Source organism: Shewanella chilikensis, from assembly GCF_002836945.1.
In the GTDB taxonomy this organism is placed as follows: domain Bacteria; phylum Pseudomonadota; class Gammaproteobacteria; order Enterobacterales; family Shewanellaceae; genus Shewanella; species Shewanella chilikensis.
The window spans coordinates 26588-43476 of sequence record NZ_NIJM01000034.1; the positions used below are offsets into that span (position 1 = coordinate 26588).

The window sequence follows — 16889 nt, forward strand, 5'->3', positions numbered from 1 at the left end:
CCTGTATTCAATTTATCTGCTTGGCGAGCCCTTTGGCAGCGCACTTATTAACCATTACCATAAAGTGTTTTCAGAACACAACAAAAAAATTCACAACCTGAAAATCTTCCAACTTGGCTTGGCTATGGCACCCTCGACGATGGCTCGCCTAAACAGCTTGATTGCCGCCGGCGGCAATCAAGCTAACGTTTACGTCAATCTTGCAGGTTTATCCTTTTCATTTCAGTCATATAACCGCGAAGTTCGGCACCGACATATTCGACGGCCGTATGGCGAATCGCTTCGTTGACCTCGATCAGACGCAGATTATCGACCCCATTGCCCGAATCCTTGAGACCGGCGCCCAGGACCTCGGGAGAGAGGGCGTTGACATAGTCACGCAGCAGCGGCACGGCGGCATGGTTGAACAGGTAACAGCCATATTCGGCGGTATCCGAGATCACTACGTTCATCTCATAAAGGCGTTTACGGGCTATGGTGTTGGCAATCAGCGGCGTCTCATGCAGCGACTCGTAGTAGGCCGACTCTTCGATGATCCCGGCATCCACCATGGTATCGAACGCCAGTTCCACCCCGGCCTTGATCATGGCCACCAGCAAGATCCCCTTGTCGAAATAGGTCTGCTCATCTATCTGCTCGGCGCAGGTCGGCGCCTTTTCAAAACCGGTGTTATTGGTTTCTTCACGCCAGCGCAGCAAATTGGCGTCGTCATTGGCCCAGTCGGCCATCATGGTGGCGGAAAACTCGCCGCTGATGATGTCGTCCATATGTTTTTCAAACAACGGGGTCAGCAACACCTTAAGCTCTTCGGCAATCTCAAACGCCTTGATCTTGGCCGGGTTGGACAGGCGATCCATCATATTGGTGATACCGCCATGCTTGAGCGCCTCAGTGATGGTTTCCCAGCCCTGCTGGATAAGCTTGGCGGCATAACCCGGCTCGACGCCATCGGCCACCATCTTGTCATAACCCAGAATAGCCCCTGTCTGCAGCATGCCGCAGAGAATGGTCTGCTCGCCCATCAGATCAGACTTCACCTCGGCGATAAACGAGGAGTGCAGCACGCCGGCGCGATCTCCGCCGGTAGCACTGGCATAGGCCTTGGCGATCTCCAGGCCGTCGCCATTGGGATCATTCTCAGGATGCACGGCGATCAGTGTCGGAACCCCGAAGCCACGCTTGTATTCCTCACGCACTTCGGTACCGGGGCACTTGGGCGCCACCATGATGACAGTGATGTCTGGGCGCACCTGCATCCCCTCTTCCACTATGTTGAAACCGTGGGAATAGGACAGGGTCGCACCTTGCTTCATCAAGGGCATTACCGCATTGACCACAGGAGTGTGCTGCTTGTCAGGAGTCAGGTTCAGTACCAGATCGGCCCCGGGGATCAGTTCTTCGAAGGTGCCCACCTTGAAACCGTTTTCGGTGGCTCGCTGCCAGGAGGCGCGTTTCTCGGCGATGGCTTCGCTGCGCAGGGCATAGGCGATGTTCAGCCCTGAGTCACGCATGTTCAAGCCCTGATTGAGCCCCTGGGCACCACAACCAAGAATGACAATATTCCAGTCCTTGATATAGTCACAGCCGTTTTCAAACTCGCTGCGCTCCATAAAACGGCACTGGCTCAGCTGTGCCAACTGTTGCCGCAGATTCAGGGTATTGAAGTAATTTGCCATCTTAGCCACCTGTTTAACCGAATTCCTGGGACCAAGCCGAAACGGCTCAGTGATGCAAATCACTATAGCCCATGGTTTAAATTGCTTGAAATGATATATTCGGCATGTCATGTTGCACAAAACGCAACAAAAAGAGAGGCAAAACGGCATGGATATTCGGGCGATAAAACTCTATCTGGATCTCTGCGACACCCTGCATTTTTCCCGCACCGCCACCCGGATGCATGTCAGCCCTTCAACCTTAAGCCGCACCCTGCAAAGGCTGGAAGATGAAGTGGGCAGCAAGCTGCTGGAGCGGGACAACCGCAGCGTTACCCTGACCCACGCAGGCGAAGCCTTTCGCCGCTTCGCCAGCCAGACATTGACTCAGTGGCAGGAGCTGCGACGCGAGCTGGATCCGCAGCAAAAGCTGCTGAGGGGCACATTGCAACTCTATTGCTCGGTCACGGCAGCCTATAGCCACCTGCCGGCCCTATTGGATAAGTTTCGCCGCCAACAACCCCTGGTCGATATCAAACTCACCACAGGTGATGCCGCCGATGCGGTACAGGAAATTCAGCAGCAGAGAGCGGATATCGCCATCGCCGCCCTGCCGCAGGACTTTCCGCCGAGTCTGCACTTTGCCCCCATAGGAGAGGTGCCACTATCGATTATCGCGCCCACCATCAACTGTCAATTGCAGTCGCTGCTGGCGCAAAACCCTATTCCCTGGGAGCAACTGCCCTTTATCGTGCCCGACCACGGCCCCGGGCGTTTACGGGCCGAGCGCTGGTTCAAGGCGATGGGGATCAAGGCCAATATCTATGCCCAGGTATCGGGCCACGAGGCGATAGTGCCCATGGTGGCTCTGGGCTGCGGTGTCAGCATCACTCCGGATGTCGTGGTAACCAACAGTCCACTGGGCGAGAGGATAAAAACCCTGGCCTCACCGGCCGAGATAGCCCCCTTTGAACTGGGGTGCTGCTGCAAGGCCAAGCGGCGCCAGGATCCCTTGGTGAGTGCATTTCTGGAAGTGATTTAGCTAAAGGAAGGTGCGAACAAGTCCCATGCGTGCTCTGCGTCGGCTTACAGGCCTGGATACAAGGCGTGGTTCGCAGCAAATGGCCCTAGTCCTTTGCAAGAAGCACAACACAGCAGGCAGGCTTGTAAGCCACGTCCTTCGGGGCTTGGAAAGTCGGGCGGGCTTTACCGACTATGACCGAGTCCTCTGCAAGATGCATAACTCAGTCTATGGTCTGTATGCCACGCCCTTCGAGCTTACCTTAAATATCGAGTGACTCTTCATCCTTGGGCAGTTGATCTTCCTGAGGCAAGAGGCGGGTAACCAGCAACTGGTCAACCTTGTAGGCATCTATGTCCACCACCTCAAACTTATAACCTGCGTAGTTAACCGAGTCGGTGCGCTTGGGGATCTTGCGTAACGTATACATCATAAAACCGGCGATGGTTTCATAGTTTTGGTTTTGCGGAAACTCTTCAATACCAAAGGCACGCATCACGTCGGTTATCGGCGTCACCCCATCCACCAACCAGGAGTTGGCGTCGCGGGGCACTATCTGTTCTTCACTTTCATGCAGCGACCAGGCGCCCATTACCGCACTTTGCAGATCGTCAGTGGTCACTATTCCCACCACCAGGGCGTATTCATTCATCACCACGGCAAAGTCGGCCCTGTGATGACGGAAATATTCCATGGCTTCCGACAGGCTCAGGGTGTCGGGAATAATCAGGCAGTTGCGCACTAACGAGGTATCTTTCAAATCTATCTTGCGGCCGTTGATCACCCGCAGCAGCAGTTCCTTGGCGTCCACCACCCCTTTGATATTGTCCAGCTGACCATCACAGACCAAAAACTTGTTGTGCGGATCCTCGGCGATTTTTTTCTTGATAGCGTCTTCATCATCCTGCAACAGGAAATACACCAGGCTCTCACGGGCGGTCATTGCCGAGGTGACGCTGACAGATTGCATCTCGAACACATTCTCAATCATCTGCTGTTCACCCTTATCCAGTACACCGGCCTCGGCACCGGCATCCATAATGGCGTAGATATCGTCAGGGGTGATTTCATCATTGCGAGCAGTAGGTATCTGCAGCAGTTTGAAGATACCGTTGGCCATGCCGTTGAATACCCATACAAAGGGGCGCAGCAAGGCAATACAGATAAGCATAGGGTTTACCAAGTTAACGGCCACTTTCTCCGGTAAGGCCATGGCAACCCGTTTAGGCATCAGGTCGGCGATCAGAATAAACAGACTGGTCACCAATACGAAAGACAACACAAAACTGAGTTGTCCGACCCAGGGCGGCGGAACCACATGGGCCAAAGCTGCCGCAAAATAAGGGGTAAAAGCAGACTCACCGACTATACCACCCATGATGGCAACGGCATTGAGACCAATCTGCACTACGGTGAAAAAACTACCCGGAGTGGTTTGCAGCGCCAACACTTTTTCGGCGCGCAAATCTCCCTCATCGGCCATCTGTCGCAAACGGATTTTACGGGAAGCGGCCAGGGCAATTTCAGACATGGAAAAAAAGCAGCTGGTTCCGATCAGGCAAAAGATAATCACCAAATTATCGAATAAACTCATACAACACCTTAGGTTAGTTACAAAGCGCTTCTATGCCGTGCCCTTGTCCAGGCCTGAATGTGGAGTGACTGGGAGGTCTAAAGGCTAACTGGTTACCGGTACGGGTACTAAACTGGCGAATTGAGTGGCTTTGCTATACTCCAAGAAACCCATTGCAGGCTTCTTCTACCGGAATGAAGTTCACATTATATCCGTTTGCAGCATTTTTGACAGTGATGCTTATCTCACCGGTCTCCAACGCAAAAGATGAGCTTAGCGGCATACCATTAAAAATATGTGTCGAAGAGTCTGAATTTCCTCCTTTCAATTACTTTTCCAGAATAGATGGCCGTAAGTCCCATAACAGTGACGGCTATGATATTCAGTTGCTTTATCGACTGTTTACACCACCGCGTTGGCAGTTACACATCATCGCCCTTCCCTGGCCAAGGTGCATGTTGGAAGTGGAATTGGGCAAGATAGATTCCGCCATGAGCGCCTCAGCCAACCCCGAGCGACGGCGTAAGTTCTTGCTATCGCGCTCGTATTACCACCTCACCCCTGGGGTGGTATTTCTCAAACAGAGCTTCCCAAAGGGTCTAAGATTCAACTCGCTAACGGAGCTAACGCAGATAGGCACAGTTTGCGGCATTCGCGGTTTCAATTATCGTAACTTCGGTTGGGACAACTCTCAGCCACTATCCCTAAGCAAAGATCTGCCGTTGATCCCCGAGTTACTGCAACGGGGTCGATGTGACTTCTTTCTGGCACGGCTGGAGGTTTTCAGCGGCACCTTAAAGCAGATGAATCGCACCCACCAGGACTTTGGGTTAGCAACGCAAGCGGTTCCCAACACCCGGCCAGAACCCTTCTATATGCTGGTATCCAGACAAAGCCCACACAAGATGGTACTGCTGGAAGAATTCAATAGCGGCGTCACCCTACTGGAAAAAAGCGGCGAGTTGCAACTGTTACTGCAAGCCTTCACAGACCACTGAGTTCCAGGCTATTACGCAATACACCAAGTATTACGCCCTTGATGTTTAGCCTGATAGAGCGCCTTGTCTGCCACCCGAATAACCTCACTCAAATCCCGTGTATTCTGGGTCAGGAGTGCCAGCCCAAGACTGATAGTGACTATACCTGCGGGGGCTGAGCCATGAGTAATTTGCAATTCCCGAACCTGAGTCAACAAGGTTTCGGCAACACCCTCAGCTTGCCTGCGGTCGACTCCCGGCAACACCAAAGCAAATTCTTCGCCGCCGACTCTGGCCAGCAAGGCGCGTTCAGGAAGCGCTTTACGCATGGCCTGGGCCAAACGCTGCAATACCCGATCACCGGCTGGATGGCCGAAACAATCGTTAAAAGCTTTAAAATGATCGACATCCAGCATTATCAAGGCGCCCTCCTCTTTCGAAGCCAGCAACCGCGCCAGGGATTCAGTAAAGGGACGGCGGTTCGCCAATCCAGTTAGTTCATCGGTTTCCGACAGCTGTTTAAGTTTGTGATTCAGCCCCAACAGCTCCCGCTGCAGCCCCAACATCTGCAAATCTCTGCGCTCCCTGACCAGGAGCTCGTTGAGCGCAGCGGCAAACTGGGTCAGCATGGCACGGCGGGATTGAGGCCAAAGTTTTGGAGATTGACTATTGCTTAGCGACAAAATCCCCAGCAGGTCTTGCCCATCTGTGATGGCAAACAGCGCCAGGGAACGTAACTGCAACTGTTTGAGTAACCTATATTCGGCGCTATCATCCGACTGCAGGGTTTCCACATCCTCAACGACTATCATATGTCTGGTGTTGAGTTGCTCTGAAAAACGATTCAACTCACTGATATCTATGTAACTTGAAGACAGCAAGTCGTCGCGGCGACTCCACACGCTACGATAACAGAGTTGTTGCTCTTTGATCTCCAGCAAGGTGACCCGCTCGACTGCAAACAACTCGGCAATCTGACGACCCACATCGGCCAAAGCCTGATCTACGTCCCCTGGCTGTACCTTCAGAAACTGCAATGATAGATCCGCCAATAACTCATTGGCTCTGGCCTGCCAAGCCAGTTCTTTATGGCTAAATTCCACCTGCTCGGACAATTGCCTTTGCCCTCGAGTCAAATGCCTCTGCTGCCAGCGTTTGCGGGCAAAGTCGGTTCTAATACGTCGGTACATCTGCTCTATGGCGCGGGCCACGCTGCCAATTTCATCTTGATTTGCCGCTCCTACCTCATTAGGTAAGGGCACTTTTCGCGGTTGTCCCAAATCGATACGATTAACGTATGCGGCCAGCGCCGCCAATCTTCCGGTAACCAGGCTACGTACCAGCGTCAGGATCACATAGATCATCAGCAGGGTTTTCAAGCCATTACCCACGACTATCAGGATCATCTGCCGCCATAGCTCATAATAGAGTTGGTTGCGGCTGCGTTGAACCTTAAGCTCACCTATCTGTTGCTGACGGTAGATTATTGGAAACAGAAAGATTTCATTGTCCAGTGCCTGATTCTTTCCTACCTGCAGGGCGATACCATCGGCACTGGACAAAGAAGCACCGGAAACATAAGGCTGCATACCTATACCTATCAGTATGTCCCGCAGCAACTTATGGTCTACATCCCAAATGGCCTGAGCTATGCCGGGCAGATTTGCCTCAACATATTCATGAAGCCTGCGATTACTCCCCTCAACACCATCCTGGTAATTCCAGAACAACTGGGCCGCCATGGTCATCAAGGCAAAGAATGAACTGACGCCTATGATCACCAAGGTCATCTTATGACTGATGACGGAACTTTGTTTCAATGCATTACTTCCGATGTCTGTTGGTACCAAACGAGCAGTGCCCGCCAATTTCGTTGCTCAAGTAAGTTGAAAGGCTCTGTCCCCGGAACCAACAGCCTGAACATAGAAGGTATCTTATTATTCCAGGGCCTGGCCTCACTGTCGTCTCGGATGCGCCTGAGCGCCTCGGCACCCGCCAGCAAATGCCCACCCCCCAAGACACTGACACGCCCCTGGCTACGCCAATCAAGCACCTTGTTGGAAGTATTGATACTGGAAATGAAGATATCCTCTCCTGGCCTGAGCCCCTTTTCCTCCAGCGACGCAATAGCACCAAAGGCCATATGATCATTGGCGGTCCAGATCCCTTTCAGCCCCGGGTAACGTTTCAGCAGAATTTCTGTTTGCGTCTTGGCTCTTAGTTCTTGCCAATGACCGTAGACGACTTGTAATGGCTCTACCCCTCTTTCTCTGAAGCCATTTATTGCCCCTTGAGTCCGCGCTATTGATGCAGGCGTTCCCTTATCGCCGGAAATCAGCAGTACTTGTTGCGACCCGGCCCCCAACTGCTGCACCAAGGCCTGCGCAGTAAGAAAGCCTATCCGTTCATTATCAGGGACCAAAGGCGGTAACAGATGCTGTCGCCAGTATGGCTGTTGTTGCAACAAATGGCGCACTTCAGGAGCCACATCATTGAGCAATAAAAGAGTCTTAATAGGTAAACCTTCAAAGGCGGCCAACATTTTTACGGCAGCATTTTTTTCATTAACCAAAATAATATATTGAGGTAACTGTTCACGGGCAGCCAACTCTTGTGCCAAGGCTATCATCCGAAAATGATCCCTGTCGGCGTGCAATATTTCCAACTCAATATTCAGCTCTGATGCTGCTACCAGCATAAGGCTATCTATATCGCCCCAGAAACTTTCCTGAGCAGAGCCGGGATTAATAAAGCTCACCCGTAACGGTTGAGTTTGAGCCGAAGACTTGGCAGGATGAACCAGAAAAACACTTAGCCAAGATAGGATGAACAAAAGAAGTTTACGTCGTGGTATGAAGCAATTTCCCCACGACGTATTAAGTAGACTCAACAGCAAGGTATCCTTCCCCCGGGTAAACAACACATCTCGTATACCGGAGAATTAAAACACAAATGAGCTGCTTTTGTGGAGATTAATTAACCTCTGGCAAACTTTCCAAAGACTGATAACCCATTTCATTGAGTTGATCATTAACGCAAGTCAGCAGATACTCCTGACGCTCTTCGGCTGGCACCGCGTCTTCGTCAGCCATCTGCAAACAAGCTTGCTGCAGTTGTTGAACGTCGGTTTCACTGGCTTGAGGCAATGCTTGTTCTTCATCGACCGCCAAAACAGCACCACTGAGTAACATACCGGCCAACAGTAGAGTTAAGCTTTTCATCTTGTTTCCTTGAGTGAGTAAAGTGCCATTCCATGGAACGGCACAGAGAAGTCTCACACAATCTACCAGTAGATTTTACATTCAGATAACGAGAAATTTTTGCCGTGACAGTGACCTTTTTTATCCGATCGCCAGATAAGTCATCGTAGTAAGGCATGGTTATTTAGCCGTACAGGAAGAAGTTCTGCCGGTACTGAAAAGAGATATCCTTGTAAACCATCATAGGGCACAAATTCCATCGCTAAAAACTGATCCAAATTCTCGACCTTTTCAACAATCACTTTAAGCAAGGCTTTATCCTTCAACTGATAGACATGCTCAATAAAATCTGCTCTTATCTTCTCAGAGTATTCAAAACCATTAGGCAAAATCAGCTTAATATAGTCAACACATCCTGTCCTTATCCAACATTGCCTTAGATCTCCTTCAGGCTCAAAATCATCTAAAGCTATTTTTAACCCCAGATCATGTAGTTTTGCCACACTAATAAAAGCCGGGTGAGCACAATCAGGGTTTAAACGCTCAGTTATCTCAATAACCAACTCAATATCTTGCTGTTTTAATGTGTCATTGAGCCAAATCAACTCAGCTTCCAATGCCATTATCACCCTAGCTTCCACATTAATAAACAAACGTTTTATTTTACGTCCGGTCAAAGCCAGTACATCAAGGTTTCTATAATCAATCACAGCTAACTGGTGTAACTGTTCCAATGATAGATTCAATAGTTCTTTATATTCTAGATTCTGATAAAAAAACTCTACATTCTTGTGTTGCATTCCCGGCCTAAACAAAACCTCATATGCAATACTCTTTATACAGCCATTAACCTCTCTGGTAACTATTTCTTGTAAGTGGGCCCGCGTCAAAGGTTTATAATCCGCTTGAAAGTGAGATACTCCTGTAGGGATTCCCTCCTTACATGTATGGATATTGCTGCTTCTCTGCTGCGTTAACATACTCCCTCCTTAAACCACAGGAATCAACTACCACAAACAAGATGACACCCTGTTAAATCAATAACATTAGCCTGGTAACCTGGAGGTTCTCACCAAAATCATTGTTCTTATAGTTATAAAACCTAATAAATAAAAGAAGACAAATAACAACTCAAAATCCAACAATTCTCACAGCAAAACAACAAGTTGCAATCTTAACATTTCTTTGATTAACAATTTATAACCTGAACTGCTGGATTTTTTATCACTTATTATTAGAATGAAAACATGTAGAAGATTAGGTTGAAGCCAAAAATCAATAGGATCCAAGATGGACACCACCAAAGGAAGGGAAAACATCACTGTTCGCCTAAACAACGGCAACCCAACCATAAGCACAAACACCAGAAGATATAAGTGTTCAACCCCAGAGCTTTATATATTAAAAGAGATGTATAACAATAAAGGGCAAGCAGTAAGCAGAGACAAATTGTTATCGACAGGCTGGAACGGCAGAGTAGTCTCTCCAAACTCTATTCCTGTGGCCATCGCTAATATAAGACGTGTATTCAGGGAAATATCAGGCAATGAATTAATATTTACAGTCAAAGGGTTTGGATATGGCTTAGACACAATGCAAGATCATATCAAAATTGAATTCATTTTAGACAATCAAGAAAAGCCACCCACTGAACAAGGTCAAAATACAGAGTCAGCGAGTCAGTCAAAACAAAGTCAACCTTCTTCAATCAAGATAATTTCAATAATAATGGCATCAATCTCATTGTTTTTTATACCATTTACTATAAAAATATCAGTGACAGAAAACCTTCCTGAAGTAGACATTTACACTGATGGAAAAACAAAAATAATAACCCTTACAGAAATAAAAAATATGGATGAACAAAAAGAAATAAAATCACTCATTCACAAGCTGAATTATAAGTTACTTGGAACTGTCGATTTCCACGATCTCAAGTCAGAAATAAACGATGATAAAGATACAATAATTCTCAGTTATGGCACAGGTGTTTTTTCAATTGACTGCATTAACAAGTCACACAATAAAATCAGTACTTATGTCAGCCACAATGAAATATCCATATACAATAAAATCAAGGATGGAACTGCATGTCAAAGCTAGAAAGAATAGTGCCATTTATTATTCCCCTCGCATTTCTGCTGGCTTCTATCATAGTCAACTTAATTTATGACTATCACGATGTTCAAGATATTGACGGTCTGTACCGAGTAATAAAAAATGTTGAAGGACCAGATAACCAGATTAAGCGGATCAGCTTTTCCCTTTATATTGACATGGAGTCCGAAAGCTTCTGGGGTTGGTTACAACTTGATGATAACAAAGATAAATTTGAGGGTAAGATACTCTTTTCCGGCAAAATCTCCAGGTTGGCGTTACATGATAATTCAGTGCAAGTCGAACAGGTTAAAGTCTACCCAGTCTCGACCGACTCCCTGGAGGCCTTGTTTGACAATCCTGCACTGTCACTGTTGAAGCTATTGCTGGCGACTAATTATAAGGTGGTATGGCACTACACCTTGGTCGACAGCGTTTTTTGTTTCTCCAACGAAGCAGATGACAGCCTCAGATGTATGCAGAAAGTCATCTAGTCTCACAATTTTTATTGATGCTGACCATTTCCGGGTTCTGGAAATCTCGGTCGATAACGCCGGGACCGCTATTCCCACAAGCCAATGTAAATCCAGGCAACTGCTACACTCTACAAAATAGGGAAGCGCACAACAAAGGAACTGTTATGCCCATAGCCAGAGTTGCCACCCGAGCCGCCAAAGGTGTGGAGGCGCCTCAAGTACTGGTCGAAGCTCACCTCTCCAACGGCCTGCCGGCCTTCAATCTGGTGGGGTTGCCGGAAGCTTCGGTCAAGGAAGCCAGAGAAAGGGTTCGCAGCGCCATAATCAATGCGGGTTTTGAGTTCCCTATGCGCAGGATAACCATCAATCTGGCACCGGCCGATCTGCCCAAGCAGGGTGGACGTTACGACCTTCCTATTGCCATTGGCATCCTGGCAGCATCCGGACAGCTGCCACTGAAATCCCTGGACGAGCATGAATTTGTCGGTGAGCTTGGGCTGTCCGGTGAGGTCAGGCACTGCACTGGGATCCTGCCGGTGATCATTGCCGCCCGTCAAAGAGGTATCAAACTGGTATTGCCACAGGATAACCGTAGTGAGGCGGATTTGGTGGGCTATCAACAGTGTTGCCTGGCCCAGCACCTGCAACATATTGCCGCCTATCTGCACGGGCAGCAAACCCTGCCGGGGATAGTGCCGGGAACCGAATGGCTGGAACAATCCAAGCCACACTCAAGTGACTGCCTGTCGGAAGTCATAGGCCAATATCAAGCCAAACAAGCACTGGAAATCGCGGCAGCCGGCGGGCATAACCTGCTGATGCTGGGGCCACCTGGTACAGGCAAAACCATGCTGGCCAGCCGGATAATCTCACTCCTGCCTCCCATGAGTTATGAAGAGGCGCTGGAAGTGGCGGCAATTCATTCAGTGGCCGGCATGGCCACTGAGCCGGGGGAATTTTATCGCCGCCCGTTTCGCGCTCCGCACCATACCAGCTCGGCCATCTCTTTAGTGGGTGGCGGCTCGATTCCCAAACCCGGCGAGATTTCGCTGGCTCACCTTGGGGTGCTGTTTCTCGATGAAATTGCCGAGTTTCCCCGCAAGGTACTCGACTGCCTGCGTGAACCCATGGAAACCGGCCATGTCATCATCTCCCGCGCCGCAGCCAAACTGCGCTTCGATGCCCGTTTTCAACTTATCGCCGCCATGAACCCCAGCCCCTGTGGTGATGCAGGCCCGGGAAGCCGCGCCAGCCCAGAGCAGATCCGCCGTTACCTGGCCCGGCTGTCTGGCCCTTTCATTGACAGATTCGACCTCACCATAGAGGTGCCCAAACTCCCGCCAGGCGCCTTGACCTCAGAGGCGGCGCAGGGTGAAACCAGTGAGCAGATTGCCGCCAGAGTCGCTGCGGCCAGGGAGCTGCAACTCAGCCGCGCCGGCGTACTCAATAGTCAGTTGGGCAGTAAGGAATTGAAGCAGGCAGGTTTCAAACCCGGCGATCTGGCGTTTCTCGAACAGAGTGTCAATCAGCTGGGATTATCAGTGCGCAGCTTTCATCGGCTGCAACGAGTGGCGCGCACCATAGCCGATCTGCAGCTCAGCCCCATGGTCGAGCGGCGCCATCTGGCTCAGGCCCTGGGTTATCGGGCGATGGACCGTTTGCTGGCCAGCCTGCAACAGCTTTAATGACCCATGTGAATTGATGCCTGCATGTTAGGCGAATCAACAAAGGGGCCAATGGTCATAAACCAAGCGTCCAGAAAAAGCAAAGCAAAACCGCTGAAAGCACCTTGGCTTCAGACTAGGTACAGGCCGCCTTTGTTAAAGTAGAACGCCATTTCACTGACAAGGAGCCCAAGATGAAACCATTGATGCGTTCCCTTTCCATCAGCTCCATGCTGACGTTAACCGCCTTACTCTGGGGTTGCAGCGATGTCATCAGCGAACAATACCCCACCGAAGCCGAAGCCCGGGCTGAAGGAGTATTCGAGCGAGGCTGGCTGCCACCGATATTGCCGCCCTCGGCCACGGAGATAAAGGTCAACAATGATCTGGACAACAACAGCTCCAGCGGCAGTTTCCGCCTGCCCGCCGCGGCAATTAGCGAGTTCACTTCTCAGTTAAAAGCCGAAGAAGGTCTGGCCAACAGCTGGTATTACCGCGAAGGCGACTCCCTGTGGATCTTTCGCCTGACCCAGAACGGAGTTATCCAGTACCAACTGCAGTAAGGCTTCAGCTAGATAACGGTTACAGCTTGGCCAACAGGAAGGCCAACTCGGCCACATTGTGGGCGGTATCTGTCTTTACCTAAAGACTAGACATACTCCCGAAGCACTTCCCGGCCCAGCGTCAGCACCTGCATCTCTTCCGAGCCGCCGGAAACTCTGTCGACCCTCAGATCGCGCCAGAAACGGCTGATGCGATGCTCGCCGGTGATCCCCTGGCCGCCAAACACCTGCATGGCATTGTCGACCACATCGAAGGCCGCCTTGGAGCAGTAAAGCTTACATTTGGCGGCATCGCCCGGGGTCATTTGGCCGTTGTCAGCCTTCCAGGCGGTGTGATAAATCATGTTCTTCATGTTGGTGAGCTGCACCGACATATAGGCAAACTTTTCCTGGATCAGCTGCGTCTTGGCGATCGGCAAGTCAAACTGTACCCGCTTGTTGGCGTAACGGGCGGCATCTTCGAAGGCGCAATAGGCGCAACCATAGTTGCTGCAGGCAATGAGGAAACGCTCCAGATCAAACTCCTTCTTCACCCTGGCAAAACCGTTGCCTTCGGTGCCGAAGAAGTCCTTTTCCTCCAGCTCTACGTTGTCGAACTCCACCACACAGCAGCTGTCCATCTTCAGTCCCAGCTTGGGCAAGTGGCTGACAGAGATCCCCGGTTTACTCATGTCGACAAAAAACTCGGAGAAAATCGGTTCGAAGCTGGCGGAATCTTTGGCCATCACCACCAGATAAGGGGTCTCGGCGGCACTGGTGATATAACATTTGGTGCCATTGAGGTAGACCTTGCCCTTCTTCCGGGTGTAAGTGGTCTGCAGACTGCGCACATCCGAGCCGGCATCCGGCTCGGTGACCGCCGAGTTCCACACCTGTTTGCCAGTACCAATATAAGCCATGATCTTATCGATCTGCTCCTGGGTGCCTTCCTGTAATATGGTAGGAAAACCCGCCATCTGATAAAGCACATAGGTTGGCGCACCGAGACGGCCCAACTCTTCCCAGATCAAGGCCAGAGTCACCAGACCTGCATCGCTGCCGCCGTATTCTTCCGGAAGCAGCAAACTATCCAGCCCCAGCTTGGCCAGCTCTCTGACAAAACGCTCAGGATATTCATTGTTGTCGTCGCAGGTGGAGAAATAGCATTCCCAGTCCTCCTGTGACATCAGGTCTCTTACTCCTGCAATAAATGCTTCTTGTTCGTTTGTCAGTCGATAGTTCATCGATACCTCAGCAAGTTTTCATCAGTAAGCAGGATACCTATCGAAACTCTGCGACAGGTACCTACGGCAGTATAACCCCAGGCATATTCGAGTCAATCCAGTTAGAAATGCTGGAACATGGTCAATATTATAGAAATTAGCCCGCCATCCCTTTGAGCTATTTCACAATAATCCAAGTGAAATAGATTATTCAACAACAAGATATAAATTTAAAGCCTGAAGCAATCCATTTAATGAATTAAAAAATAAAATCACAGAAAATAAGTTATGATTTATTGAGCAATATCAACCAATAGAATCCATCCACCAGTAAACTCAATTTATATTTATATAATCGTGGAGATATAAATGACTCAAAATGTAAACTTCAAAATTATTCCCGTAACTCATTATAAACAAAATGCCTGTGTTGTTTGGCAAGATGGTTGCAACAAGGCCGCTGTAATAGATCCAGGTGGTGAAGTAGAGAAGATAACAAGTTTTATTGAAGACAATAAACTGGAGCTGGATAAGATACTCCTGACCCATGGTCATATAGATCATATCGGTGCAGCCAGATTATTGGCCGAAAGTTCATCGACCGAAATACTCGGCCCTCATAAGGATGATACTTTTCTGTTTGATATGCTGCCGGAGGAATGTCGTCTATATCAATTTCCCCACTGTGATGTCTTTTATCCAGACCGCTTTCTTGAGCAGGATGACACTATTTGGGTCGGCGAGTTACAACTTCAGGTGATTCATTGTCCGGGCCATACACCAGGCCACCTGGTATTCTTTGCCCCGGCGGCCAAGTTGGCCTGGGTTGGCGATGTGCTGTTCAGACACTCCATAGGCCGCTGCGATTTTCCCGGCGGGAATCACGCGGCGCTGCTGGATTCCATCAAGAACAAACTCTGGCCGCTGGGGGGAGATACCTGCTTTATTCCCGGTCATGGCCCCATGTCCACTTTTGCTGAAGAGCGGCGCCACAACCCTTATGTCGCCGACCATTGAAGCTGTTGCCGCCTCCTTGGAGGCGGCGATTTTCGATATTTTTAATAAGCAGCGTTTGATAGTTAGTATCTGATAATCAGTGTTTTACAAATCCGGCAACACTGGTATCCGCCAAGGTCATGCCACGGGTTTCCGGTGCCAGCAAGATGGAAACCACCAGGCCCAGCAGTGAAATACCGGCGCCAGCCATCATGGTCCAGGAAACCCCATAAGCGTTCATAAATACAGGCAAAGCATAGGTCGATAGTATGGTGCCTATTCGGCTAAAAGACATCACGGCCCCCACTGCCGAAGCACGGATATCGGTAGGGAACAATTCATTGGGGTAGAGCCACTGCAAGATCCCCGGACCACCTGAGCAGAAGGCGTACATACCAAAGGCCGCAATCACCACCCAGATACCGGGCGAGGACACCAGCCCCAGCATCGCCAGTGACAAGGTCATCATGGCAAAGCTGATGATAAGCAGTGGCCGGCGGCCCATGGAATCCAGCCAATACATGGCCGGGATACAGCCTATGATAAAGAAGGCGCTAATGATGATGTTGCCAAGTGCCGAGTCTTTGCCATCGTAGAACCCCAAGGCCCCAACTATCTGCGGCCCAAAGGTGTAGATGGCAAACATGGGGATAATTTGGCAGGTCCAGATAGTGCCGATAAAGATAATCATGGTGAAGTTGCGTTTTTCGAACAGCTTACAATACTGGGTATCGATCTTCTCTTCCGCTTCAATATGAATATTGCCGCCAAAGTACTGTTGCATAACCTGCTTATACTCAGCGATACGGCCCTTGCGCAGCAGCCAACGTGGCGACTCGGGTAGATGGAAACGCCCAAGCAGGATAACAAGACAAGGTATCAAGCCGCTGCCCAACATCCAACGCCAGCCACCCTCGAGATCGTAAAGCAGATAACCAACCGCATTGGCCGCAGTAGCGCCCACGTACCACATCAGCGCGATAAAACCCATGGTAAAGGCGCGCTTCTTGGTTGGGGAGAACTCGGCCACCATGGAGGTGGCAATGGGGTAATCGGCTCCAATCACCACCCCGATAAGGAAGCGCATCACCACTAATTCTATTGGGGATGAGACGAACATGGTGGCGACAGATAACACGGCTATTGCTATGATATCTATCAGGAACATTAACTTGCGACCAAACAAATCAGCCACATAGCCAAAGAGTGCAGTACCGACAAACAGGCCCACCAGGGTAGACGCCCCAACCAAACCAATCCAGTTGGCATCCAACTGCATCTCGGGGATAAGTTGCTCCAGCGCCAAACCAATAATGACCAGAATATAACCGTCGAGGAAGGGACCACCACTGCCCCAAAACATGATTTTCTTATGTAATGGCGTAAACTCCATTTCATCGAACTTTTTAGGGAAGGTGCGAATAAGTCCGAGATGTGAGATCATCGTGTTGTAACCTGAACCCAG

15 protein-coding genes are annotated in these 16889 nt (G+C 49.9%); 7 read left to right on the forward strand and 8 right to left on the reverse strand.

Going from position 1 to position 16889, the window contains the following annotated elements; all coding sequences use genetic code 11:
- Positions 1-194: 194 nt before the first annotated feature.
- Positions 195-1676 carry a ketol-acid reductoisomerase gene (ilvC, locus tag CX651_RS13385; protein WP_101056448.1) on the reverse strand — a complete coding sequence of 494 codons (1482 nt, stop codon included), beginning with the start codon at positions 1674-1676 and terminating at the stop codon, positions 195-197.
- Positions 1677-1824: 148 nt separating this feature from the next.
- Here ilvC and ilvY point away from each other — a divergent pair, with 148 nt between their 5' ends.
- Complete coding sequence (gene ilvY, locus CX651_RS13390) at positions 1825-2697, forward strand: HTH-type transcriptional activator IlvY (RefSeq protein WP_101056449.1); 873 nt, start codon at positions 1825-1827, stop codon at positions 2695-2697.
- Positions 2698-2938: 241 nt separating this feature from the next.
- Here ilvY and CX651_RS13400 read toward each other — a convergent pair whose 3' ends face one another.
- On the reverse strand, positions 2939-4270 hold the full coding sequence (locus CX651_RS13400) for a hemolysin family protein (RefSeq protein ID WP_101056451.1): 1332 nt from the start codon (positions 4268-4270) through the stop codon (positions 2939-2941).
- A gap of 173 nt (positions 4271-4443) precedes the next feature.
- On the opposite strand from CX651_RS13400, the gene CX651_RS13405 reads away from it, so the two are divergent.
- Positions 4444-5247, forward strand: coding sequence for a substrate-binding periplasmic protein (locus tag CX651_RS13405; protein WP_101056452.1), 804 nt, complete (start codon positions 4444-4446; stop codon positions 5245-5247).
- A gap of 11 nt (positions 5248-5258) precedes the next feature.
- On the opposite strand, the gene CX651_RS13410 is transcribed toward CX651_RS13405, so the two are convergent.
- From CX651_RS13410 to CX651_RS13425, 4 genes are all read right to left on the reverse strand, one after another.
- On the reverse strand, positions 5259-7046 hold the full coding sequence (locus CX651_RS13410) for a GGDEF domain-containing protein (protein WP_101056453.1): 1788 nt from the start codon (positions 7044-7046) through the stop codon (positions 5259-5261).
- Positions 7043-8149, reverse strand: coding sequence for an ABC transporter substrate-binding protein (locus CX651_RS13415; protein ID WP_332871575.1), 1107 nt, complete (start codon positions 8147-8149; stop codon positions 7043-7045). The genes CX651_RS13410 and CX651_RS13415 overlap by 4 nt, the downstream gene beginning before the upstream one ends.
- Before the next feature lie 49 nt (positions 8150-8198).
- Complete coding sequence (locus CX651_RS13420; protein ID WP_101056455.1) at positions 8199-8447, reverse strand: hypothetical protein; 249 nt, start codon at positions 8445-8447, stop codon at positions 8199-8201.
- 140 nt (positions 8448-8587) lie between these two features.
- A complete protein-coding gene (locus CX651_RS13425; protein WP_101056456.1) occupies positions 8588-9406 on the reverse strand; it encodes an EAL domain-containing protein in 819 nt (272 codons plus the stop codon).
- 310 nt (positions 9407-9716) lie between these two features.
- Between CX651_RS13425 and CX651_RS13430 the strand changes: the two genes are divergently transcribed.
- From CX651_RS13430 to CX651_RS13445, 4 genes are all read left to right on the forward strand, one after another.
- Positions 9717-10529, forward strand: coding sequence for a winged helix-turn-helix domain-containing protein (locus CX651_RS13430; RefSeq protein ID WP_101056457.1), 813 nt, complete (start codon positions 9717-9719; stop codon positions 10527-10529).
- Positions 10517-11017: a hypothetical protein gene (locus tag CX651_RS13435; protein ID WP_101056458.1), complete on the forward strand. Its 501-nt coding sequence runs from the start codon at positions 10517-10519 to the stop codon at positions 11015-11017. The genes CX651_RS13430 and CX651_RS13435 overlap by 13 nt, the downstream gene beginning before the upstream one ends.
- 146 nt (positions 11018-11163) lie before the next feature.
- Positions 11164-12684, forward strand: a complete 1521-nt coding sequence (locus tag CX651_RS13440) for a YifB family Mg chelatase-like AAA ATPase (RefSeq protein WP_101056459.1) — start codon at positions 11164-11166, stop codon at positions 12682-12684.
- Between the two features lie 173 nt (positions 12685-12857).
- Positions 12858-13226, forward strand: a complete 369-nt coding sequence (locus tag CX651_RS13445) for a YbbD family protein (RefSeq protein ID WP_101056460.1) — start codon at positions 12858-12860, stop codon at positions 13224-13226.
- Positions 13227-13312: 86 nt separating this feature from the next.
- Here CX651_RS13445 and caiA read toward each other — a convergent pair whose 3' ends face one another.
- Entirely contained in the window at positions 13313-14449 is a 1137-nt protein-coding gene (caiA, locus tag CX651_RS13450; protein ID WP_101056461.1) for a crotonobetainyl-CoA dehydrogenase, read from the reverse strand.
- Positions 14450-14797: 348 nt separating this feature from the next.
- Between caiA and CX651_RS13455 the strand changes: the two genes are divergently transcribed.
- Positions 14798-15445, forward strand: a complete 648-nt coding sequence (locus CX651_RS13455) for an MBL fold metallo-hydrolase (RefSeq protein ID WP_101056462.1) — start codon at positions 14798-14800, stop codon at positions 15443-15445.
- 76 nt (positions 15446-15521) lie between these two features.
- Here the strand turns inward: CX651_RS13455 and CX651_RS13460 are convergent, their stop codons facing one another.
- Positions 15522-16868 (reverse strand): MFS transporter, encoded by a 1347-nt coding sequence (locus tag CX651_RS13460; protein WP_101056463.1) that lies wholly within the window; start codon positions 16866-16868, stop codon positions 15522-15524.
- Between the last annotated feature and the right edge of the window lie 21 nt (positions 16869-16889).